The following is a 21,137-nucleotide window of genomic DNA, read 5'->3' on the forward strand; positions in this document are numbered from 1 at the left end:
CCGTCGGTGTCCCGGCCCACTCGCTTCTGCGGGTCCTCGGTTCTGAAACCCGGTTCTACTTCACTGCGCCGGCGTCCGGGGCCAGGACGCCGCCGACGACCAGTCCGACGATCAGAATGCCGAGCAGTACCCGGTAGACCACGAACGGCAGAAAGCTGTGGGTCGAGATGTACTTCAGGAACCAGGCGATCGCCGCGTAGCCGACCACGAAGGCGATCGCGGTGGCCAGGATGGTCGGCCCCCAGGCCGGGGCCGGGCCCTCGCCGATCTTGAACAGCTCCAGTGCCCCCGAGGCGAGCACTGCCGGGATGGCGAGCAGGAACGAGTAGCGGGCCGCCGCCTCCCGGCTGTAGCCGAGCAGCAGGCCCGCGCTGATCGTGCCGCCGGAGCGGGACACGCCCGGGATCAGCGCCAGCGCCTGGGCGAAGCCGTAGATGCCGGCGTGCGGCAGCGTGAGGTCGGTGATCGGACGGGCGTGGCGGACGGCCCGGGTGCGGTCGGCGAAGGCCAGGATCAGGCCGAAGACGATCAGCGTGGTGCCGATGATCCGCAGGTCGCGCAGATGGGTCTCGATGGTGTCCTGGAACAGCTTGCCCAGGATGCCGATCGGCAGGGTGCCGATGATCACGAACCAGCCCATCCGCGCGTCCGGGTCCGAGCGCAGCGCCGGCCGGAACAGGGACAGCGCCCAGGTCTTGATGATCGAGGCGATGTCCCGGCGGAAGTAGATCAGCACCGCCGTCTCGGTGCCGAGCTGGGTGACGGCCGTGAAGGCCGCTCCCGGGTCGTCCCAGCCGAGCAGGGCGGAGAAGACCCGCAGGTGGGCGCTGGAGGAGATCGGCAGGAACTCGGTGAGGCCCTGGATCAGGCCGAGGACGGCCCCGTGGAACCAGTCGATCACCGGACACCCACCGGGGGTATCCGTCGGGCGTGGGGCAGGGGCGGCATGGGCGGGTCCTTGCGGGTCGGAAGGGCATGCGGGGCCGCCGCGACCCGCCTGGCCCGCAGGCCGCGCGCGAGCCCGGCGCGCGGCTGATGGTACGGGGTGAAAGTGACAGTTCTTTGTTCACCTTTTGTTCCGGCTTTGCGCACAGGGCCCCTGCTCGTCCGGAACCGGCCCGGGGCGGTGCCTAGAGCACCGGCCGCGCCCGGACCCAGGTGCGGTCCGCGGTCAGGTAGCGCTCGACCACCAGGTCGGCCTCCGCGAGCGCCTGCTCGAACGCCTCGGTGCTGAGCGGGCGGGACAGGAAGGTCTGCGTCCAGGTGCCGTCCGGGAACACGTACTCGAAGCGGACGGAGTTGACGCCGTCGCCGACCGGCGTGGCCGAGACCAGCCGGGCCCGCGCGTCCGGGCCGATCGAGCTCTCCCGCGGCGCGTTCCGGTGCCAGTCCTCGCCCTCGCGCTGCACCAGCACGCAGCCGTCCTCGCTGACGTGCCGGCGGCAGGTCTCCAGCAGGCCTCGGCGGACCGTCACGTCACCGGCGTGCACGAGGCACGAGGCGAGCATGACGACGTCGAAGCGCTCGCCGAGGTCCAGCTTCTCGATCCGGCTGCGCACCGTGCGGACGTCCGTACGAACCCGGGCCAGCATCTCGGCGGACTCGTCCACGGCCGTCACGGCGAAGCCGCGGTCAGTCAGCGGGTGCGTCATCCGGCCGACGCCGCAGCCGAGTTCGAGGATGCGCGCGCCGGGTGGCACCGCGGCCTCGATCACGTCCGGGGCGTCGCCCACCGGAAGGCGGCTCCACACCTCGACGGCGCAGCCGTCCGGAGTGATCGCGCCCTCGCCCGTTCCGTCGTAACCCTTGCGTCGTTCATCTGCCATGCCGTTCATCCGAGCACGGACGGGTGCGCAGGGGAAGAGGGCGCCGGAAAGTCATTGCCACATACCCCATGGGGGTATATGTTCGATCGACGGCAGAGCGAGAGAAGGGGCGCCGGACCGGGCGCCGCGGCAAGCGGAGGACGACATGGCACACCCTGCGCAGCACGAGCACCACGGGCACGACCACGGTGGGCACCACGAGCACGGCGGTCACCGCGAGCACCAGGCGCACGCCGGCCACCACCAGGCCCACGGTGGCGGCGGGACCAGCTGGCGGATGGCCGCCCAGGCGACCCTGCACTGCCTCACCGGCTGCGCCATCGGCGAGATCCTCGGCATGGTGCTCGGCACCGCCTTCGGCCTGCACAACGGCGCGACGGTGGTGCTCTCGATCCTGCTGGCCTTCGTCTTCGGCTACGCGCTGACCATGCGCGGCGTGCTGAAGGCCGGCCTCGACGTCGGCGCCGCGGTCAAGGTCGCACTGGCCGCCGACACCGTGTCGATCCTGGTGATGGAGCTGATCGACAACACCGTGATGGTCGCCGTCCCGGGGGCGATGGACGCCGGCCTCGGCGACCTGCTGTTCTGGGCGGCGTTGGCGGGTTCGCTGGTCCTGGCGTTCGTGCTGACCGTCCCGGTCAACAGGTGGATGATCGGCCGGGGGCGCGGCCACGCCGTGGTGCACGCGCACCACCGGCACTGATCCCGTTCCCGGGCGCCGGAAATCCTCGCCTGCGGCCCGCACCGACCGTTCGACGGCCGGTGCGGGCCGCGGCGCGTTCGGGCCCCGGTCTACCGCGGACCGTCTTCCAGGTCGGCCAGGGTCGCGTCCAGCCAGGCGAGCTCGGCCTCGGTGGTGGCACGGGCCACCAGGAGCAGGCCGCGCCGGAACGGGTCGGCGAACTCCTCGGCGCCGACGGGGCGGTCGCCCTCGTAGAAGAAGCTGGCCGGCTCGGCGAGGAAGGCCAGCCGGCGGCGGAGCACGGCGGCCTGGGCGGCCGGGTCGGCGAGGTGCCGCAGGAAGGCGAGCAGGGTGAACCAGCGGTTCTCGTCGCTGACGTCGAGCGGTTCGGGCTCGCGCAGCCGGTCGAGCAGCGCGGCGCGGCCGGCCTCGGTGAGGTGCAGGGTGTGCCGGGGCGCGGCGGCGCTGCCCGGCTCGGTCTCGCGGACCAGCAGGCCGTCTGCCTCCAGGCGCTTGATCGCGGGGTAGAGCGTGCCGTCGCTGATCGGGCGGACGTGGCCGGTGAGCGCGGCGAGGTGGCGGCGCAGCTCGTAGCCGTGCAGCGGCCGGTCGTACAGGAACCCGAGGATGGCGAGCTTCAGCATGCGGCCACTCTCTCAGATCCTTCCCTCGGTGCGTGGGTATCTCGCTTCCGCGATACCTCGAATTCGATGTATGGTCCTGGTCGTCCGCCGGAATCCCCCGGAGCCGGACCGGGGTCGGAGCCCGTCGGCCCGGCCCCCTGAACCGGAACCCCCTGGAAGAGGAGCGAGTGAGCATGCGTGAGGCCCCCGTCACCCCGAACGGTGACCGGATCCGCTGGGTCGACCTGCCCGGCGCTGAACCGGTCCGGCTCTACCTGCACGGGCTCGGTGCCACCTCGCCGGCCTACTTCGCGGCCGCCGCCACCCACCCGCTGCTCGCCGGGCGGCGCTCGCTGCTGCTGGACCTGCTCGGCTTCGGCCTCAGCGACCGGCCGACGGACTTCGGCTACACGCTGGAGGAGCACGCGGACGCGGTCGCGGCGGCGGTCGCGGCCGCCGGACCGGACCGGGTCGAGGTGATCGGCCACAGCATGGGTGGGGCGGTCGCGATCGTCCTCGCCCAGCGGCACCCGAGGCTGGTCGAGCGGCTGCTCCTGGTGGATGCCAACCTGGACCGGATCGACCCCGACCGGCGCCATCCCGGCAGCAGCGGCATCGCGGCCTATACCGAGGAGGAGTTCCTGGCCGGCGGGCGGGACGAAGTCGCCGAGCGGGTCGGCCCGTTCTGGTGGTCCACCATGCGGCTGGCCGGCCCGGAAGCGGTCCACCGCAGCGCCCGCTACCTCGCCCGGGCGACCGTGCCGACCATGCGCGAACTGCTGCTCGGCCTCGACCTCCCACGCACCTTCCTCCACCCGGCGGCGGACGGCGAGCCGGCGGGCGCCGACACCCTCCGTGCGGCGGGCGTGCGGGTGGTCGCGGTGCCGGACTGCGGGCACAACATCATGCTCGACAACCCGGACGGCTTCGCGGTCGCCGCGGCCGAGGCACTCGGGCGGACGTGAGCGGCGAGGGCCGGCCGGGTCCCGCCATAGGCTTGGACGGACCGCCCGAGAGGAGCCCGCCCGATGCCCGTCGAGGTCCCGCCCGCGCTGGCCGCCACCCTGGAGGAGTTCCTCGGCGCCGAGGGCCGCGCCTGGGTGGACCGCCTTCCCGTCCTGGCGGGCGAGTTGCTCGACCGCTGGGAGCTGCGCCCGGACGGGCCGGTCGCGCACGGCGTGGTCGGGCTGGTGCTGCCCGTGCTGCGCGCCGACGGGGCGCCGGCCGTGCTCAAGCTCCAGCCCGTGGACGAGGAGACGGTGGGCGAACCGCTCGCCCTGCGGACCTGGAACGGCCGCGGCGCCGTCCGGCTCCTCGACCACGAACCGGCCACCGGATCCCTGCTGTTGGAGCGCCTGGACCCGGGGCGCTCGCTGCTCGACCTGCCCGACGACCTCGTGGCGCTGCGCGTGATCGCCGAGCTGCTGCTGGAACTGACGACATGTCAGGCGCCGGACGGGCTGCGGACCTTGGCCGAGGAGTCGGCCCGTCTGCTGGAGCGGGTCCCGGCGGCCGCCGCCTGCCTCGCCGACCCGGCGGAGCAGCGCCTGCTCGCCGACTGTGCGGCCGTCCTGCGCGAGGTCCGTGCCGAGCCCGGCGACCGCCTGCTGCACTGGGACCTGCACTACGGCAACGTGCTCGCCCCGCTCCCCGGCAGCGGTCGGGCCCCCTGGCTGGCCATCGACCCCAAGCCGCTGGCCGGCCACCCCGGCTTCGAGCTGCTCCCGGCGCTGCGCAACCGCTGGGCGGATCTGGTGGCCACCGGGGACCTCGCCCGGGCGCTGCGGCGGCGCTTCGACCTGATGACGGAGGTGCTGGAGCTGGACCGCGAGGTGGCGGCGGCCTGGACGCTCGCCCGGGTGCTACAGAACACGGTCTGGTCGGCCGAGGGGGGTGAGGCGGCGCTGGACCCGGCCCAACGCGTCGTCGCCGAACTGCTGTTGGGGCGTTGAACGCGGATCTCGGGGGCTGTTCGGTGCTCCCGCCCGGTGCTCCCGTTCGTTCCTCCAGCTCCGCGTTCCGGCTCAGCGCTCCCGCAGGGGCGCGAAGCGCACCGGCGTCCCCGGCCGGGCCTGTGCGGCGGCCGCGAGGTCGGCGGTCGGCACGACGCCGATCACCGGGTAGCCGCCGGTGGTCGGGTGGTCGGCCAGGAACACCACCGGCTGTCCGTCCGGCGGAATCTGCACCACGCCCAACACCATTCCCTCGCTGGCCAGTTCACCGTCCCGGGCGCGGGCTACCGGCGGGCCCTCGGTGCGCAGCCCGATCCGGTTGCCGGCCGGGGAGACCACGTACCGGTCGCGGGCGAGGCGGGCCACCGCCTCCGGGGTGAACCAGTCCGCGCGCGGTCCGAGCCGCAGCCGCAGCACCAGCTCGGCCGGGGGAGCGGGCAGCGGCACCAGCTCGGGCCTGGCCCGGTACGGCGGCGGGGTGCCGACCGGCAGCCGGTCCCCGACGGCCAGTGGTGCGGGCCCGAGCCCGGAGAGCAGGTCCGCCGAGCGGCTGCCGAGCACCGGCGGGACGGCGATCCCGCCCGCCACCGCCAGGTAGCCGCGCACCCCGGCCGTCGCCGCCCCCACGTCGAGCAGTGCCCCGGCCGGCACCACGACCGGCGCGCCCCAGGCGGCCGGCCGGCCGTCCACCCGGACGGGCGAGGGCGCACCGGTGACGGCGACCAGCGCCGTCCCGACGGCCCGCAGCGCGACCCCGCCGAGCGTGGTCTCCAGCCCGGCGGCCCCGGGCTCGTTGCCCACCAGCCGGTTGGCCGCCCGCAGCGCCGGCTCGTCCAGCGCCCCGGCCCTGGGCACCCCGAGGTGGGCGACGCCGCGCCGCCCGAGGTCCTGGACCGTGGTGAGCGGTCCCGGCCGCTCCACCACCAACTCGTTCAACTCCGCTTCCCCTCAAGCCCGTTCCGGGGTGAAGCGGACCCGGGTGCCGGGAGCCAGCAGGGCCGGGGGCACCCGGTCGGCGTCCCAGAGCGTGAGTGCCGTGCGGCCGATCAGCTGCCAGCCGCCGGGGGAGGGGTGCGGATAGACGCCGGTGTACGGGCCGGCCAGGGCGACCGAGCCGGCCGGTACGGAGCTGCGCGGGGTGGCCCGGCGCGGCACCTCGTACCGTGCCGGGAGGCCGGTGAGGTAGCCGAAGCCGGGGGCGAAGCCGCAGAAGGCGACGACGTACTCGGGTTCGGTGTGGATCCGGACGGCTGCGTCCTCGGACACCGCCCACAGGGCGGCGACCTCGGCCAGGTCGGCGCCGTCGTACACGGTCGGGACCTCCACCAGCGGCCCGGGCGCCGCCCCGGCCGCCGTCGGACGGGCGGTGCGCAGCAGCGCCGCCACCGCGTCGACGTCCGCGACGCCGTCCAGCAGCACGGTGCGCGCGGCCGGTACGAGCTCCTCCACCGTGCCGAGCGCGCCCGCCTCCCGGCGCTCGCTCAGCCAGCCGTACAGCGCCGCCACCTCGGCCGTCCCGGGCAGCTCGACCAGCAGCGCCCGCTCGCCGACCCGGCGCACCGTCCCCACCGTCACGTGAAGGCCTCCACCCGGGCCCCGGCGGAGGCCAGGGCACCGCGGATCCGCCAGGCGAGCTGGGCGGCGCCGGGGGTGTCGCCGTGGACGCACAGCGAGCGGGCCTCGACGCCGATCCGCTCGCCGCCGACGGCCTCCACCGTGCCGTCCCGGGCGATGCCGACGGCGCGGGTGATCACCGACTCGGGGTCGTGCACCACCGCGTCCGGCTCGCGGCGCGGGACGAGGGTGCCGGTGCGGGTGTACGCGCGGTCGGCGAAGGCCTCGGCGACCACCGGGAGCCCGACGCCCTCGGCCACCTCCAGCAGCAGCGAGCCCGGCAGGCCGAGCACGGGCAGCGGCCCGTCGCAGACCGCGCCCGCCCGCAGCACGCCGGCCACCACGGCCTCGGCCTGCTCGGAGTCGCCGACCACCCGGTTGTAGAGAGCGCCGTGCGGCTTGACGTAGGAGACCCGGGAGCCGGCCGCGCGGGCGAAGACCTGGAGGGCACCGATCTGGTACGCGATCTCGTCGGCGAGCTCCTCCGGGGGCACCTCCATCGCGCGGCGGCCGAATCCGGCCAGGTCGCGGTAGGAGACCTGGGCACCGATCCGGACGCCGCGCTCGGCCGCCAGTGCGCAGACCCGGCGCATCGTCGACGGGTCCCCGGCGTGGAACCCGCAGGCGACATTGGCACTGGTCACCACGGACAGCAATGCCTCGTCGTCGGTCAGGGTCCAGCGTCCGAACCCCTCGCCGAGGTCCGCATTGAGATCGATCACCGCATCGGCCACGCCCGTCCGCCTCCCAGCAGCTGTTGAGCCAGATGGTAGGGCCTGCGGATGAAGGCCGTTGCGCGTGACCCGGAGCCCCGCGGGCGCTGCGGCGCGTGCCCGGGACCGCACGCCCCTGGGCGGCGCCGCGCGGGGGCGTGCAGGTCCGCGAGCGGGTCGTGCGCCCCGCCCCGCTCAGCCGGTGGGCACCGGCTCCCGGACGGAGCGCTCCAGCGGGCGCAGCGCCCGCAGCACGATCAGCAGCGGTATGACGCCGAAGACCCCGAACGACATGTCGATGAATCGCCATGCCAGCGGAATCCCGCGCAACGGCCCGCAGATCAGCGCCAGCGGAATGACGGCCCCGCAGGCGAGCGCGGCCCAGCGGATCACCCAGATGTTGCGGACCGGGTCCTTGAGCGGCCCCCAGAAGGCGGCGGCGATCACCAGGTGGGCGAAGGCCAGCCAGTCGGTCCCGTAGGCCAGGAAGGGGTAGCGCTCGTTGGTCTCGGCGAGGCCGGTGTGGACCTGCTCGAACCAGGCCGTCGCGGCCGGGAGGCGGTCGCTCAGCGGGGCGGCCGGGCCGGAGGCGAAGTCGACCAGCCAGCGGGTCTCGGTCTCCAGCGGGAACGCGGTGAGACCGCTGAGCACCAGGCAGACCAGGAAGAACCAGAGCCATCGTCGGACCTTGCGAAGGATGACCGCCGAGTCGCCGTCCATCTCGCACACCTCCATGCCGAGCATGCCGAAGTGCAGGCGGAGCCTTGTCCCGTCTGCGCGGAACCGACTCTAGACCCATCTTTTGAACGCGTTCAACTCACCTTCGGGAGGGTGTGCGGGCGGAGGGCCGGCCGGTCCCGGAACGCGCCGGTGCCCGGGCTCCGTGGACCCGGGCACCGGTGGCGGGCGCTCCGCCCTGTGCGGCCGTTACGCCGTGTAGGTGTACGTCGCCGGCGCGCTGGTCCCGCCCGCCGTGGTGACGGTGACGTCCACCGGACCGGGCTGGGCACCCGCCGGGGCCGTGGCCGTGCAGAAGGACGGGCCGCAGGAGACGTGGGTGGCCGGCACCCCGCCGAAGGCCACCGTCCCGTACGTCAGGTTGCTGCCCGACACGGTCACCCGGGTCCCGCCGGCGGCCGGGCCGGAGGCGGGGGACAGGCTGCTGATCGCCGGGGCGGCGGGCGCCGGCGGAGGGGCGCCGGTGTAGTCGAAGGCGGCCGGGGCCGCAGCCGTGCCGCCGGGCGTCACCACGCTGACCGGGGCGCTGCCGGAGCCGCCCGGGGTGGTCACCGTGCAGGCGGTGTCGGTGCAGGTGCCGGGCGCCGGAACGCCGCCGACCAGCACCATGCCGCTGGTCAGGTTGCTGCCGCTGACCGTCACCGTGGTGCCGCCGGCGCCCGGGCCGGTGGCGGGGTCGAGGCCGGTGACGGTCGGTGCGGGCTGGACGGTTGCCGGCAGGTAGCTCCTGCTGACGAGGTCGTAGCGGGAGATGTGCCCGGTCGGGTCGGTGTCGTTCGGGTTGGCGACCGTCGCCGTGATCACGCCCGCGATCGGCACTCCGGGTGTGGTCGCCAGGTTGAGCTTCATGAAGTTGTACGCCCCGGCCGCCCGGGTGGCGGTGAACACGGCCTCCAGGTGGCGGTGGTCGGGGGAGAGGGCCGAGGTGAAGGTGTAGTCCTGCGGCGTGGGGAAGAACATCGCGCCGTCGGTGGTGACGCCCGGCGGCAGGTCGAGGGTGATGTGCGTCGGCCCGGTCAGGTCCGCGGTGCCGGACGAGGTCCAGCCCACCGACATGTTGCCGGTGGTGAAGAAGCCGCCGGGATAGTTCCCGCTCTGTGACACGGTCACGTGCTGGGCGGAGGCCGATGTCGCGGCGGTCGGGGCGGCGGTGGCACCGGTGGCGAGGACGGCGCCGGTGGTGAGGGTGGTCACGGACAGCGCGGCGGCGAGGCTCGCTTTGGCCAGTCGGGTGATCATGGGTCGATCATCACCGAACCAACGCTCCGCCCTCACGGTTTTCTCGAATGCGGGTTCGGGAATGGCGGAATTCCGTCGAAACCCTGTTCTGAATCGGTCACCCGCACCGTCGCCCACCTGCTGCTCCGCCCGCCCGCAAGGTCCGTTTCGGTCGATGTCGGTGCGAACCTCTAATCTTGTCCCCCGTGACCGCCATCGCAGACCCGCCCATCGAGCCCGGCCTCCGACCGCCCGCCGGCCCGGCCGTCGCCGCGCGCCCCGCGCCCGGCCCCGCCGCCGACGAGGGCCTGGCCCGCCGGCTCAAGGCGCTGGCCTGCACCGCCCCGCTGCACGACCTGGACAACCGCAAGGTCAACCTGGCCGGCGAGTACGGCGGCTACGCGATGGCCGAGGTCGGCCTCGCCGCGATCGACCTGGTCACCCTGAACATGGACTTCGACACCGGGGCCGACCGCGAGATAGTGCTCGCCCGGCTGCTGCCCCGGGTCGCCGCCCAGGCCGTAGGCCGTCCCGCCGCCGAGCACGAGCGGGTCGCCCGCTGGGTGCTGGAGTCGATGATCAACGTCGGCAGCGTGGACCGCGGCTTCCGCGCCGTCTACGGGACCTTCGGCCCGGACGGCGAGTACGTCCGCCGCGACTACGACTTCAAGCTGATCGAGGAGGTCCCCGGCCTCGACGGCGGCGTCTACCTGCGCACCACCGACGAGGCGGTCAACGTCCTGGTCGGCGCGCTCGACACCGACGTCACCTCGGCCCAGATCGCCGCCGAGGTCAAGCTGGAGGTGCTGATCCGCCGCGGCCGCCTGGCCGACGCCCAGCTCGCCGCCGAGCAGGCCCGCTACCGCACCGTCCAGTACGCCGAGACGCTGCGCCGCGCCCTGGACGCCACCCGCCGCAACGTCCGCGCGGTCGACTGGATGCGCGCCATTCCCGACCTCATCGAGGAGGCGCTGGACCACATCGCCGACCGCTACCGGCACGAGAACGCGATTCTCACCAACATCCGCAAGGCACGCGACGAGGCCGAGGACCCGGAGCACAAGCGCCGCGCTGCCGAGCTGGTCGACATCGTCAAGGACTGCATCCGCCGTCACACCCAGCTCCAGACCCGGCTGCTGGAGGCCGGCCCGCTGTTCCGCGCCGAGCAGGACCGCCAGGCCTTCGCCACCCCCGGCGCCCGCAGCGGCATCGACCTCTACGGGCAGCTGCTCGCCCCCGTGCTGCGGCTGCCGATCGAGCAGGCCGTCCGCCCCACCGGCGCGTTCTTCGCCCGCGGCGCCGGTCTGCGCACCCCGGTCTCGGTCCGGGTCACCGACCTGGTCGACCTACTGCTCACCCCGCCGGTCGAACGCGAGCACCTCGGCGCCGAGCTCCCCGACCCGGACCTGGTCGCCACCCCGGACGACAGCCGGTTCTCCGAGGCCCAGCTGGAGTCCGCGATGCTCCTGCTCGACCTGCCCCCGGACGCACCCCGCCGGCTCTCCGGCCTGCTCGCCGACGCCCGCAAGCAGGACCCGGACCTGCCGTACCTGGTCGCCCTGCTCGCCGTGCACGCCGCCAGCCCGCCGGTCGGCACCGCCTACCGCCAGGGCGAGGAGCGGCTGCTGTTCGCCGTGGACGACGGCACCCCGCTGCTCGACCCGGAGTTCGGCGGCGCCGACCTGATCGTCGGCAGCGCCCTGCTCGACGCGGTCGGCATGGCCGCCGACCGCAAGGACGCCGGCTGACCGGCCGGCAGGCACACGTTGCCGGGACCAACCTTGACGAACCGTAACCACCGCGCCACCCCCGAGGAGCACCGCCCGTGACGACCCACCACGACACGTCCTGGGCGGCTGAGAGCGAACCCGCGGCCCCCGCGCCGATCACCCCGGCCGACGTCGCGGACGCCGCCCGGCTGGTGTCCTTCGGCCTCCAGGCCAAGCTGCTGCCCGCCCGGGACGCCGAGTACGCCGAGCTGGTGCGCCGCCACCGCGAGGACCCGCCGTTCGCCCGGCTCGCCGACGCCATCGCCACCGGCATGGGCCTGGTCGTCCTGGAGGTCTCCCCGCGGGCCGGCATGGCCGTGGCCGCCGCCGAGGACTCGCTGTTCGCCGTCCGGATGGGCGACTACTCGCGTCGCGCCGCCTCCGAGTCCACCGACCGCTTCCTGCACGGCCTCGCCCACCTGGCCGTCGCGGCGATGGCCTTCCCGCGCCCCGAGGACCTCGCCGACGACGGCTACCTCGGCCGGATCACCGTCAACGGCGTCGACGCCTTCGTCCGCCAGGCCTGCCGCCGCCTGGAGGAGCAGGCCGGCGCCGAGGGCGCCAACACCGACCCGGCCTCCGACGCCCCCGGACTGGAGGCCGCCTGGCGGGTGTGGGCCCGGCGCACCGCCACCGGCGCCACCAAGGACGCCCGCCGGCTCTCCGGCTCGACCATCGGCATCGTCGCCAAGGCGGTGCTGTTCCTGGTCGACTCCGGCTTCCTCCAGAAGGTCTCCGACGACTCCGGCGGCACCTACCGCACGACCGCCCGCTACCAGCTCCAGGTGCGCGACCTGGCGGGCAGCGCGGCCATGGCCGAACTGCTCGACCTCGGCGTCGTCCCGGTCTCCGACGGCACCGCCAGCCTGCTGCCGCCGGACACCGGCGACGAACTGGTCGCCGACGCCGGGCTGCCGTTCCACTCGCTCTGAGCCCCGGGGCTCGGAGTCCACCCGCTCCGAGCCCACCGCGCCGGCCCCGGCCACCCGCCCCGAGCCGGCCCGCCGCCCATCCCTCACGCCCCGCAAGCCACGGAGAACCGCCGCACATGTACGAGCTCAACCGGGTCCGCCTCTACTCGATCGGACCGGCCGGCGCCCGCTACGCCGACACGGTGCTCGACCTGCGCGGCGTCGGCGAGCCGGTCGCCGACCCGGCCCCGCAGCAGATCGGCCTGTTCGGCGAGGACCCCGACGGCCCGGTCCGCCGCCCCGCTCCGGCAGGCGTGCTCTTCCTGGAGAACGGCGGCGGCAAGTCCGTCCTGCTCAAGCTGATCTTCTCGGTCATGCTCCCCGGCCACCGCAACACCCTCGGCGGCGCCAGCTCCGGTGTGCTGCGCAAGTTCCTGCTCGCCGACGACTGCGGCCACGTCGCCCTGGAGTGGCAGCACACCGTCACCGGCGAGCTGATCGTGGTCGGCAAGGTCAGCGAGTGGCGCGGCCGCCAGGTCTCCTCCGACCCGCGCAAGTTCGCCGAGACCTGGTACTCCTTCCGCCCCGGCCCCGGTCTGACCCTCGACTCGCTGCCGGTCGCCGAGCGGGTCAGCCTGGCCGGCGACCAGAAGGCCCGCGGCCGCCGCCGCACCATGAAGGGCTTCCGCGACGCCCTCACCGAGGCCGGCAAGGCCCACCCCCACCTCGACCTGGTCTTCGAGGACGGCCACGACCGCTGGACCGAGCACCTCGGCGAACTCGGCCTCGACCCCGAACTCTTCCGCTACCAGCGCGAGATGAACGCCGACGAGGGCGAGGCGGCCGGCCTCTTCGCGGTCAAGCACGACAGCGACTTCACCGACCTCCTGCTGCGCGCCGTCACCGACACCCGGGACACCGACGGCCTCGCCGACCTCGTGCACGGCTTCGCCGCCAAGCTCGGCCGCCGCGCCGAACTCACCGCCGAACGCGACTTCACCGCCGGCTCGCTGGACCTCCTGGAGCGCATCGCGGAGGCCACCACCGCCCGCGAGACCGTCCGCGAGGCCCACCGCACCGCCGAGCGCCGCACCCGCCGCCTCGCCCACGCACTCGCCTCCCGCGCCGCCGCCGAACGCGACCGCGCCCAGGACCTCGCCATCGAGGTCGCCGCCGCCGCGAGCGCCGTCACCGCAGCCGAGGCCGACCGCACCCGGCACAGCCTGATCACCGACGAACTCACCCACCGGCACGCCACGTTGAGCCTCACCGCGGCCACCGCCGAGGCCGCCGCGCTGCGCCGCGAACTCATCGACGCCCGCACGCTGCACTCCGCCTGGCAGGCCGCCGAGGCGGTGCTGCGCCAGCGCGCCGCCGCCGACCGGGTCGCCCGGGTCGCCGCCGCCATCCGCGAGGCCGAACTGGACGCCGCCCCCGCGCTCGCCGCCCGCGCCCGCGCCGCGACCGCCCTGGCCCGCGCCCTGGAGGCCGCCGCCGCGGCCGCCGAGTCCCGCGCCGACACCGAGGAGGAGCGCGCGGGCGAACTCCAGGCGGACGGCGGCAAGGCGCAGTCCGACGCCACCGAGGCCGCCACCGCCGCGCAGAAGGCCCGCAGCGAGGCCGAGCACCTGCGCCAGCGCCTCGCCGAGGTCGAGCAGGAGACCGAAGCCGCCGTCTCGGCCGGATTCATCGACGCCGACGGCGACGTGGACCCGGCCCGCGCCGCGCTGCACGCCGCCGACGTCGAGAAGGCCGCCGCCGCCGCACTCGCCCAGGCCCGTACCGCCGCCGAGTCCGCCGCCGCCCGGCTGCGCGAGGCCGCCGCCGCCACCTCGCGCGCCGAACTCGCCGCCGAGCGGGCCGGCGACGCCCGCAAGGACGCCGCCCGGACCCTCGCCGCCGAGCAGCGCACCGCCGCCCTGCTCGCCACCGAACAGCGCCTCGCCGACCTGCTCTCCCTCACCCCCTACCAAGAGGGCGCCGAGGAGGACGCCGGCTTCCTCACCCCCACCGTGCTCGACCGCAACGCCGAGTACCTGCGCGAACTCCTCGACGAGTCCATCGCCACCGCCGAACGCACCCTGTTCGACCTCCGTACGGCCGCCGCCGACGACTCCCGCATCCTCGCCGCCCTCGGCGACGGCGGTCTGCTGCCGCCCGGCCCGGACGTGCTCGCCACCGTCGAGTACCTCGCCGAGCACGGCATCCCGGCCCTGCCCGGCTGGCGCTACCTCGCCCAGTCCGTCGACCCGGCCGACCACGACGCGATCCTCGCCGCCCGCCCCGAACTGGTCGACGGCGTGGTCGTCACCGACCCGGCCTCGCTGGAGCGCGCCCGCGAGGCCCTGCAGGCCGCCGCCCTGCTGCCGCGCTCCACCGTCGCGGTCGGCGCCGCCGCCTCGCTGATCGCCCCGATCACCGACGAGCCGGCCTTCTTCCTCGTGCCGCCGAACCCGGCCATGCACGACGAGTCCGCCGCCGACGGCGAGCGCCGCGAACTGCGCGCCCGGGCGAGCGCCCGCGAGGAGCACATCCGCGAACTGGCCGGCCGCCTCGGCGCCGACCGCGCCCTCGCCGCCCGCCTCGCCTCCTGGCACGCCAGCTGCCCGCCCGGCACCCTCGCCGAACTCGCCGCCGCCGCCGAGGCCGCCCGCGAGCACGCCGAGCAGGCCGCCGCCGCCCTGGCCACCCTGCGCGCCGACCACGACGAGGCCGAGACCGACCACGCCGCGGCCGCCTCCGCCCACGAGGAGCACCGCGAGGCCGCCCAGCGCGCCCGCCGCCGCGCCGACGCCCTCTCCGGCCTCGCCTTCCGGCTGCGCGAGCGCGGCAACTGGGCCCGCCGCCAGCGCGAACTCGCCGAGGACGCCGCCGAGTGCGACCGTCGCCAGGCACTGTGCGCCGAGCGCGCCCGCACCTGCGACGAGGACCGCCGCGCCGCCCAGCGCGCCGCCGACGACGCCCGCCGGACGGCCCGCGCGCTGCGCGCCGAACGCGCCGAGATCCCGGCCGCCGAGCAGTCCGACGAGCCCGACGGGACCGCCCCCGCCGCGCTGCCCGCCCTGCGCGAGGCCTACCGCGCCGCCTCCCAGCTGTACGAGAAGGTCGGCGTCGGCGCCGACCTGCGCGCCGAACAGGCCCGCGCCGAGGGCGACGAGGCCGCCGCCGCGGCCGAACTCGACCGCCTCACCAACAAGGTGCGCACCCGCGCCGAGGAGCTCCTCGGCAGCCCCGACGGCGCCGACGGCCCGGCCCGCCAGGCCGCCGCCGCGCGCGCCGAGGAACTGGTCGCCACCATCGAGGCCCGCTCCGCCGCCGCCAGCGAACAGCTCGGCCGCCTGCGCGGCGAGGCCGAACGCTCCGCCCCCGCCGACGGCGAGGCGCACACCGAGCTGCCCGAGGACCTCGTCCCCACCGATCCGGAGCACGCCCAGGCCCTGCTGCGCACCGCCACCAGCCGCCTCGCCGAGCGGCGCGAGGCCCTGGACGCCGCCCGCACCGCCCACGCCGACCTCCAGCGGACCTTCGACACCGCCCAGGCCGCCGCCGCGGACTTCGACGAGCTGGCCGGCCAGCTGCGCGACGGCCTGCGCGACCACCAGGAGGACCCGGACGACCCGGTCGAGCCGTACCTGGGCTCGCTGGCCGAGGCCCGCACCGGCGCCACCGAGGCCCGACGCGCCCTGCGCACCGCCGCCGGCGAGCTGTCCTCCGCCGAACTCGCCGTCCGCGACGCCGCCGACGCCCTGGTCCGGCACGCCAACGCCGCCCGCTACGAGGCCGTCCGCACCCCCGCCCGTCAGCAGATCCGCGAACTGCCCGCCTCCGCGCTGCCCGAGCACGCCGCCGCCTGGGCCGCCGCCTTCGCCCCCCGGCTGCGGGTGCTCACCGACGAGCTCGCCCAGCTGGAGAAGAACCGCGGCTCGATCGTGGACCGGCTGCGCGGCCTGGTCGAGTCCTCGCTCACCACCCTGCGCGCCGCCCAGCGGCTGTCCCGGCTGCCCGAGGGCCTGGGGGAGTGGTCCGGCCAGGAGTTCCTCCGGATCCGCTTCGAGGACCCGGACCACGCCACCCTGGTCGAGCGCCTGGGCGAGGTCATCGACGAGGCGACCCGTGCCGCCGTCAGGAAGAACAGCGACCTGCGCCGCGACGGCATGTCCCTGCTGCTGCGCGGGGTCGCCGCCGCGATCGGCCCCAAGGGCGTCAGCGTCGAGATCCTCAAGCCCGATGCGGTGCTGCGCGCCGAGCGGGTCGGCGTCGGCCAGATGTCCGACGTCTTCTCCGGCGGCCAGCTGCTCACTGCCGCCATCGCGCTGTACTGCACGATGGCCGCGCTGCGCGCCAACGACCGAGGCCAGTCCCAGCTGCGGCATGCCGGCACGCTGTTCCTGGACAACCCGATCGGCCGCGCCAACGCCACCTACCTGCTGGAGCTCCAGCGGGCCGTGGCCGACGCGCTCGGCGTCCAGCTGATCTACACCACCGGCCTGTTCGACACCACCGCGCTCGCCGAGTTCCCGCTGGTGATCCGTCTGCGCAACGACGCCGACCTGCGGGCCGGCCTCAAGTACATCTCGGTCGAGGAGCACCTGCGTCCGGGCCTGCCCGCCGCGCCGGACCCGGACGGCCCGACCATCCACGGCGAGATCACCGCCACCCGGATGTTCAAGCGCCCTGCAGAGGTTCCCGTCCAGCCGTGAACTCACTAGCGTGATCGTCATGCTGACGATCGCGCACCTCAGTGACATCCACCTCGGCCAGGTCCACCGCCGGGACGGCGGCAAGCGGGCCCGGCGGCGGGCCGAGCAGGTGATGGCGTACCTCGACGCCCTGCCCGGCCCGCTGGACGCGGTGCTGGTCACCGGCGACCTCGCCGACCAAGGCCTGCCCGAGGAGTACCGGCAGGTCGCCGAGGTGCTGTCCTCCCGGCACCCGGTGCTCACCTGCCCCGGCAACCACGACCGCCGTTCGCCCTACCGCGAGGTGCTGCTCGGTGAGGCACCGGGGGAGGAGCCGGTCAACCGCCTGCACCGACTGCCCGGTGCCGACGTGCTGATGCTGGACTCCTCCATACCCGGGCAGCACGACGGCCTGCTGGACGATCGGACGCTGGACTGGCTGGATGCCGAACTCGGTTCCGGGCGCAGCGAGTTGCCCGCCCTGGTGGCCTTCCACCACCCGCCGGTGGAGCTGCACCTGCCGTATGTCGACGAGATCCGCCAGTTCGGCGAGGTGCGGCTGGCGCGGGTGCTGCGCCGCCACCCCCGGGTGGCCGCCCTGTTCTGCGGTCACTCGCACACCCCCGCCGCGACCACCTTCGCCGGCCTGCCGCTGCTGGTCGCGCCCGGGGTGGTCTCCACCGTCACACTGCCCTGCGAGGGCGGGCAGGTCATCTCCTTCGACCACCCGCCGATGCTGGCCTTCCACATCCTGGACGGGGACGGCCGGCTCACCACCCACTACCGGGCGCTGCCGTTCCAGGACTGACCGGCCCGCCCGGGGCTACGGCTGGTTGGTCCGCACCCGGGCCTGGCGTGGCGGCTGAGGCGGTGACTGGCGCGGCGGTCGGTGCGGCTCCTGGTGCGGCAGCCGGGGCTGCTGCTGCCCGGGGCCGTACGGCTGCGGCTGCTGCTGCCCCGGCCCGTAGGGCTGCTGCTGCCCCCGCCCGTACGGCTGCGGCTGCGCCGACTCGTACGGCTGCCGGTACACCGAGGAGGAGCCGGGCCGCGGGAACGGCCGCGCGGCCGGCGGCTCGGAGGGCGCCCGGCTGCCCGCCATCGGGTGAGCGGAGCCGGGTGCCCGCATCCGCTGGGCGGCGACCTGGCGGGAGATCAGGATCTCCAGCAGGCACCACATGGTGCCGAACACCCCGAGCCCCATCGCCAGCAGTGCCGGCGTCAGCAGCCAACTGCCCGCGTACGAGGCCAGGGTGGCCACCACGAGGCCCACGAGCGTGAAGGACAGGCAGAGCACCGCCCGGACTGCGGCGGCGCGCACCTCGTCGGGCAGGCGGCGACGGCGGCGTGGCACGGACATCGAGCGACCCCCAGGCGCGTGGCGCGTGTTCGGTGAAGCATGCGGAACGGGCGCACACGAAACGCGCCCCCTGGCCTCACTCTGCCCCGTCGAACCAGGACTATGCGTCCGAAATCGCCGAACTGCCGCCAAATCGTGTCATCCGGGAATTCCCGGCAGGTGCGCCTGGCGCTCCCGGCAGGCCTGGCACTCCCGGCCGCTCCGCCGGCCCGGGCTCAGCCCAGCTGGAGGTTGAGCTCCTCCAGCGCGCCGCTCACGATCGTCCGCATCGCCTGCTCGGCGTGGACGGGGTCCTTGGCACAGATCGCCTCCGCGACCTCGCGGTGCAACCGGATCGCGTACGACTCCGGCTGATGGGGCATCAGATGGTACTCGGTCCGGCCGGTGAGCACCGCCGCGACGGTGTCTCCGAGGTGGGCGAACATCTCGTTGCCGGAGGCGCGCAGCACCAGGGAGTGGAAGGCGATGTCGTGCTTGAGGAAGGTGGCCAGGTCGGCTGCCCGTGCGGTGACCGTCAGATCCACGGCCAGTGAGCTGAGTTCGCGCCGGTCGTCGTCGCTCGCGTGGGTGGCGGCGAGCGCGGCCGCGGCCGGTTCGACGGCGACCCGCAGCGAGCCGAGCGAGCGCAGCTGGGCGGGGCGGTCCGAGCCGGCCAGGCGCCAGCGGATCACCATCGGGTCGAAGACGTCCCAGAGCGACTTCGGCTGCACGGTGATCCCGACCCGCCGCCGGGACGCGACCATGCGCATCCCCTCCAGGACCCGCACCGCCTCGCGGACCACCGTCCGGGACACCCCGAACCTGGCCTCCAGCTCCTCGCCGCGCAGCACCGCCCCCTCGGGGATCTCCCCCGACGCGATCGCCGGCCCGAGCTCGTCAAGCAGCCGCCCGGGCAGTCCCTGGATCTCCATCCGCTCAGCGTAGACGCCCGCCCTGGGAGAGTTCACGCCGCCCTGCGACCCAGACCACATCGCAAAAGTATGACGATTTGGTTTCCACCACTTGAATACGTCATATCTTTGAGGCGATAGTGGCGGCCTGCAACGAAGGAGCACCACCATGGCTCTCAGCGTCGAGAACCACGACCTCCCGGAAGGTCCCCTCACCGTCGTGGTGATGGGCGTCTCCGGTGTCGGCAAGACCACCCTGGCCCGTCTCCTGGCCGACCGCCTCGATCTCCCCTTCGCCGAGGCGGACGACTTCCACCCGGCGGCCAACATCGCCAAGATGTCGGCCGGCATCCCGCTGGACGACCAGGACCGCCAGCCCTGGCTGCGCGCCATCGGCGCCTGGCTCACGGAGCGCACCGAGGACGGCACCGGCGGCGTGGTCACCTGCTCGGCGTTGAAGCGCGGCTACCGCGACACCCTGCGCGCGGACGCCCCGGATGCCTTCTTCCTGCACCTCAGCGGTGGCCACGACCTGGTCGAGGACCGGCTCTCCCACCGCACCGGCCACTTCATGCCGACGTCGCTGCTCAACTCCCAGTACGCCACCTTGGAGCCCCTGGGTGTGGACGAGCGCGGCGCCGTCCTGGACGTGGGCCCGTCCCCCGAAGAACTCGTCGAGATGGCCGTGGCGCTGCTGCGGCCCGTCAATGGAGACCTCGCGTGAGCATTGCCCCCACTCTGCTGGCGGCCGCCCCACCGGCCCTGCCGCACACCGGCAGCGACTCCCAGCTGCTGATCGCGGTGCTGGTCAGCATCGGTGCGATCGTCGTACTGATCACCAAGCTGAAGCTGCACCCGTTCCTCGCCCTCACGCTCGGCTCCGGTCTGCTGGCCGCCGTCGCGGGTGCCCCCTTCGACAAGCTGCTCAGCAGCTTCTCCACGGGCTTCGGCTCGACCGTCGCCAGCGTCGGCCTGCTGATCGGCCTCGGCGCGATGCTCGGCAAGCTGCTCGCCGACTCCGGCGGCGCCAACATCATCGCGGACACCGTGCTCTCCCGCACCGGCAACAAGGCGCTGCCCTGGGCGATGGCGCTGATCGCGGCCGTGCTCGGCCTGCCGCTGTTCTTCGAGGTCGGCGTCGTCCTGCTGATCCCGATCGTGCTGCTGGTCGCCCGCCGCGGCAACGTGCCGCTGATGCGGGTCGGCATCCCGGCCCTGGCCGGTCTGTCGGTGCTGCACGGCCTGGTGCCCCCGCACCCGGGCCCGCTGGTCGCCGTCGACGCGCTGAAGGCCGACCTCGGCATCACCCTGGCGCTCGGCCTGCTGATCGCGGTCCCGACCCTGATCATCGCCGGCCCGCTGTTCGCCAGGTTCGCCGAGCGCTGGGTCGGCCCGCTGGAGATCCCGGCCACCACCGCCCCGGAGGACACCGCCAAGCACGAGCGCACCCCGTCGTTCGGCGCGGTCATGGCGACCATCCTGCTGCCGGTCGTGCTGATGCTCGGCAAGGCGCTGGCCGACGTGGTGATCGACGACCCGAAGGCGCTGGGCCAGCGGGTGTTCGACTTCATCGGTTCCCCGCTGATCGCGCTGCTCGCCGCGACCCTCCTCGGCATGCTGACCCTCGGCAAGGCGGCCGGCTTCGACAGGGCTCGGATCTCCGACACGGTCGGCAAGTCGCTCGGCCCGATCGCCGGCATCGTGTTCATCGTCGGCGCCGGCGGCGGCTTCAAGCAGACCCTGATCGACGTGGGCGTCGGCAACGCGGTGAGCGAGTGGTCCGGCAAGTGGCACGTCTCCGCGCTGCTGCTGGGCTGGCTGATCGCGGTGCTGATCCGCCTGGCCACCGGCTCGGCGACGGTCGCCACCATCACCGCGGCCGGCATCGTCTCCCCGCTCGCCGCCGACATGTCCTCGACCCACGCGGCCCTGCTGGTGCTCGCGATCGGCGCCGGTTCGCTCTTCCTGTCGCACGTCAACGACGCCGGCTTCTGGCTGGTGAAGGAGTACTTCGGAATGAGCGTCGGACAGACGCTGAAGTCCTGGTCGGTGATGGAGACGGTGATCTCGGTCGTCGCGATAGCCCTGATCCTGCCGCTGAGCCTGGTCATCTAGCCGGCGAGGCAACACCACCGCCGAGGGGCGGCCCCGTAACGGGGTCGCCC

At 74.5% G+C, this 21,137-nt stretch carries 19 protein-coding genes; 9 read left to right on the forward strand and 10 right to left on the reverse strand.

From position 1 onward, the window contains the following. Positions 1-55: 55 nt before the first annotated feature. Positions 56-898 (reverse strand): undecaprenyl-diphosphate phosphatase, encoded by an 843-nt coding sequence (locus tag ACFU7Y_RS17380; RefSeq protein ID WP_380768604.1) that lies wholly within the window; start codon positions 896-898, stop codon positions 56-58. Positions 899-1,130: 232 nt separating this feature from the next. Beyond that, complete coding sequence (locus ACFU7Y_RS17385) at positions 1,131-1,826, reverse strand: bifunctional 2-polyprenyl-6-hydroxyphenol methylase/3-demethylubiquinol 3-O-methyltransferase UbiG (protein WP_224283917.1); 696 nt, start codon at positions 1,824-1,826, stop codon at positions 1,131-1,133. 145 nt (positions 1,827-1,971) lie between these two features. On the opposite strand from ACFU7Y_RS17385, the gene ACFU7Y_RS17390 reads away from it, so the two are divergent. After that, the gene (locus ACFU7Y_RS17390; RefSeq protein ID WP_374120087.1) at positions 1,972-2,529 is read left to right on the forward strand and encodes a DUF4396 domain-containing protein; all 558 of its coding nucleotides are present in this window, start codon (positions 1,972-1,974) and stop codon (positions 2,527-2,529) included. An 89-nt stretch (positions 2,530-2,618) separates the two neighbouring features. Here the strand turns inward: ACFU7Y_RS17390 and ACFU7Y_RS17395 are convergent, their stop codons facing one another. Next, entirely contained in the window at positions 2,619-3,152 is a 534-nt protein-coding gene (locus ACFU7Y_RS17395) for a PadR family transcriptional regulator (protein WP_224283918.1), read from the reverse strand. 173 nt (positions 3,153-3,325) lie between these two features. On the opposite strand from ACFU7Y_RS17395, the gene ACFU7Y_RS17400 reads away from it, so the two are divergent. Next, complete coding sequence (locus tag ACFU7Y_RS17400; RefSeq protein WP_224283919.1) at positions 3,326-4,096, forward strand: alpha/beta fold hydrolase; 771 nt, start codon at positions 3,326-3,328, stop codon at positions 4,094-4,096. A 63-nt stretch (positions 4,097-4,159) separates the two neighbouring features. Beyond that, complete coding sequence (locus ACFU7Y_RS17405; protein ID WP_224283920.1) at positions 4,160-5,083, forward strand: aminoglycoside phosphotransferase family protein; 924 nt, start codon at positions 4,160-4,162, stop codon at positions 5,081-5,083. A 72-nt stretch (positions 5,084-5,155) separates the two neighbouring features. On the opposite strand, the gene ACFU7Y_RS17410 is transcribed toward ACFU7Y_RS17405, so the two are convergent. The 5 genes from ACFU7Y_RS17410 to ACFU7Y_RS17430 form a co-directional block, all read right to left on the reverse strand. Further along, positions 5,156-6,019 (reverse strand): biotin-dependent carboxyltransferase family protein, encoded by an 864-nt coding sequence (locus ACFU7Y_RS17410; protein ID WP_380768593.1) that lies wholly within the window; start codon positions 6,017-6,019, stop codon positions 5,156-5,158. Positions 6,020-6,031: 12 nt separating this feature from the next. Next, positions 6,032-6,658 carry a 5-oxoprolinase subunit PxpB gene (gene pxpB, locus ACFU7Y_RS17415; protein ID WP_380768595.1) on the reverse strand — a complete coding sequence of 209 codons (627 nt, stop codon included), beginning with the start codon at positions 6,656-6,658 and terminating at the stop codon, positions 6,032-6,034. Further along, the gene (locus ACFU7Y_RS17420) at positions 6,655-7,431 is read right to left on the reverse strand and encodes a LamB/YcsF family protein (RefSeq protein ID WP_224285427.1); all 777 of its coding nucleotides are present in this window, start codon (positions 7,429-7,431) and stop codon (positions 6,655-6,657) included. Before ACFU7Y_RS17420 ends, pxpB begins: the two co-directional genes overlap by 4 nt. Before the next feature lie 174 nt (positions 7,432-7,605). Then, positions 7,606-8,130 (reverse strand): hypothetical protein, encoded by a 525-nt coding sequence (locus ACFU7Y_RS17425; RefSeq protein WP_224285321.1) that lies wholly within the window; start codon positions 8,128-8,130, stop codon positions 7,606-7,608. 207 nt (positions 8,131-8,337) lie between these two features. Further along, positions 8,338-9,387: an IPT/TIG domain-containing protein gene (locus tag ACFU7Y_RS17430; RefSeq protein WP_224285320.1), complete on the reverse strand. Its 1,050-nt coding sequence runs from the start codon at positions 9,385-9,387 to the stop codon at positions 8,338-8,340. Between the two features lie 194 nt (positions 9,388-9,581). On the opposite strand from ACFU7Y_RS17430, the gene ACFU7Y_RS17435 reads away from it, so the two are divergent. From ACFU7Y_RS17435 to ACFU7Y_RS17450, 4 genes are all read left to right on the forward strand, one after another. Next, positions 9,582-11,114, forward strand: a complete 1,533-nt coding sequence (locus ACFU7Y_RS17435; RefSeq protein ID WP_380768606.1) for a hypothetical protein — start codon at positions 9,582-9,584, stop codon at positions 11,112-11,114. A 77-nt stretch (positions 11,115-11,191) separates the two neighbouring features. After that, complete coding sequence (locus tag ACFU7Y_RS17440) at positions 11,192-12,067, forward strand: hypothetical protein (protein WP_224284857.1); 876 nt, start codon at positions 11,192-11,194, stop codon at positions 12,065-12,067. A gap of 116 nt (positions 12,068-12,183) precedes the next feature. Beyond that, the gene (locus ACFU7Y_RS17445) at positions 12,184-16,746 is read left to right on the forward strand and encodes a hypothetical protein (RefSeq protein ID WP_380768598.1); all 4,563 of its coding nucleotides are present in this window, start codon (positions 12,184-12,186) and stop codon (positions 16,744-16,746) included. Between the two features lie 19 nt (positions 16,747-16,765). Further along, the gene (locus tag ACFU7Y_RS17450; protein WP_224282530.1) at positions 16,766-17,533 is read left to right on the forward strand and encodes a metallophosphoesterase; all 768 of its coding nucleotides are present in this window, start codon (positions 16,766-16,768) and stop codon (positions 17,531-17,533) included. Between the two features lie 15 nt (positions 17,534-17,548). Here ACFU7Y_RS17450 and ACFU7Y_RS17455 read toward each other — a convergent pair whose 3' ends face one another. Both ACFU7Y_RS17455 and ACFU7Y_RS17460 read right to left on the reverse strand, forming a co-directional pair. After that, on the reverse strand, positions 17,549-18,082 hold the full coding sequence (locus ACFU7Y_RS17455; protein ID WP_380768600.1) for a hypothetical protein: 534 nt from the start codon (positions 18,080-18,082) through the stop codon (positions 17,549-17,551). A gap of 215 nt (positions 18,083-18,297) precedes the next feature. Beyond that, the gene (locus ACFU7Y_RS17460; RefSeq protein ID WP_380768602.1) at positions 18,298-18,993 is read right to left on the reverse strand and encodes a FadR/GntR family transcriptional regulator; all 696 of its coding nucleotides are present in this window, start codon (positions 18,991-18,993) and stop codon (positions 18,298-18,300) included. 148 nt (positions 18,994-19,141) lie between these two features. Between ACFU7Y_RS17460 and ACFU7Y_RS17465 the strand changes: the two genes are divergently transcribed. Next, positions 19,142-19,696: a gluconokinase gene (locus tag ACFU7Y_RS17465; RefSeq protein ID WP_224282533.1), complete on the forward strand. Its 555-nt coding sequence runs from the start codon at positions 19,142-19,144 to the stop codon at positions 19,694-19,696. 2 nt (positions 19,697-19,698) lie between these two features. Next, positions 19,699-21,087, forward strand: coding sequence for a gluconate:H+ symporter (locus tag ACFU7Y_RS17470; protein ID WP_380768608.1), 1,389 nt, complete (start codon positions 19,699-19,701; stop codon positions 21,085-21,087). The last annotated feature ends 50 nt before the right edge of the window (positions 21,088-21,137 follow it).

It is taken from the genome of Kitasatospora sp. NPDC057542 (assembly GCF_042801945.1).
Lineage (GTDB): Bacteria > Actinomycetota > Actinomycetes > Streptomycetales > Streptomycetaceae > Kitasatospora.

Excerpts from the sequence above, each read along its gene's own strand:
- ACFU7Y_RS17385 (WP_224283917.1), bottom strand. The coding sequence starts at position 1,826 with ATGGCAGATGAACGACGCAAGGGTTACGACGGAACGGGCGAGGGCGCG.
- ACFU7Y_RS17425 (WP_224285321.1), bottom strand. The coding sequence starts at position 8,130 with ATGGACGGCGACTCGGCGGTCATCCTTCGCAAGGTCCGACGATGGCTC.
- ACFU7Y_RS17405 (WP_224283920.1), top strand. The coding sequence starts at position 4,160 with ATGCCCGTCGAGGTCCCGCCCGCGCTGGCCGCCACCCTGGAGGAGTTC.
- ACFU7Y_RS17430 (WP_224285320.1), bottom strand. The coding sequence starts at position 9,387 with ATGATCACCCGACTGGCCAAAGCGAGCCTCGCCGCCGCGCTGTCCGTG.
- ACFU7Y_RS17395 (WP_224283918.1), bottom strand. The coding sequence starts at position 3,152 with ATGCTGAAGCTCGCCATCCTCGGGTTCCTGTACGACCGGCCGCTGCAC.
- ACFU7Y_RS17390 (WP_374120087.1), top strand. The coding sequence starts at position 1,972 with ATGGCACACCCTGCGCAGCACGAGCACCACGGGCACGACCACGGTGGG.
- ACFU7Y_RS17450 (WP_224282530.1), top strand. The coding sequence starts at position 16,766 with ATGCTGACGATCGCGCACCTCAGTGACATCCACCTCGGCCAGGTCCAC.
- ACFU7Y_RS17455 (WP_380768600.1), bottom strand. The coding sequence starts at position 18,082 with ATGTCCGTGCCACGCCGCCGTCGCCGCCTGCCCGACGAGGTGCGCGCC.
- ACFU7Y_RS17400 (WP_224283919.1), top strand. The coding sequence starts at position 3,326 with ATGCGTGAGGCCCCCGTCACCCCGAACGGTGACCGGATCCGCTGGGTC.
- ACFU7Y_RS17460 (WP_380768602.1), bottom strand. The coding sequence starts at position 18,993 with ATGGAGATCCAGGGACTGCCCGGGCGGCTGCTTGACGAGCTCGGGCCG.
- ACFU7Y_RS17445 (WP_380768598.1), top strand. The coding sequence starts at position 12,184 with ATGTACGAGCTCAACCGGGTCCGCCTCTACTCGATCGGACCGGCCGGC.
- ACFU7Y_RS17465 (WP_224282533.1), top strand. The coding sequence starts at position 19,142 with ATGGCTCTCAGCGTCGAGAACCACGACCTCCCGGAAGGTCCCCTCACC.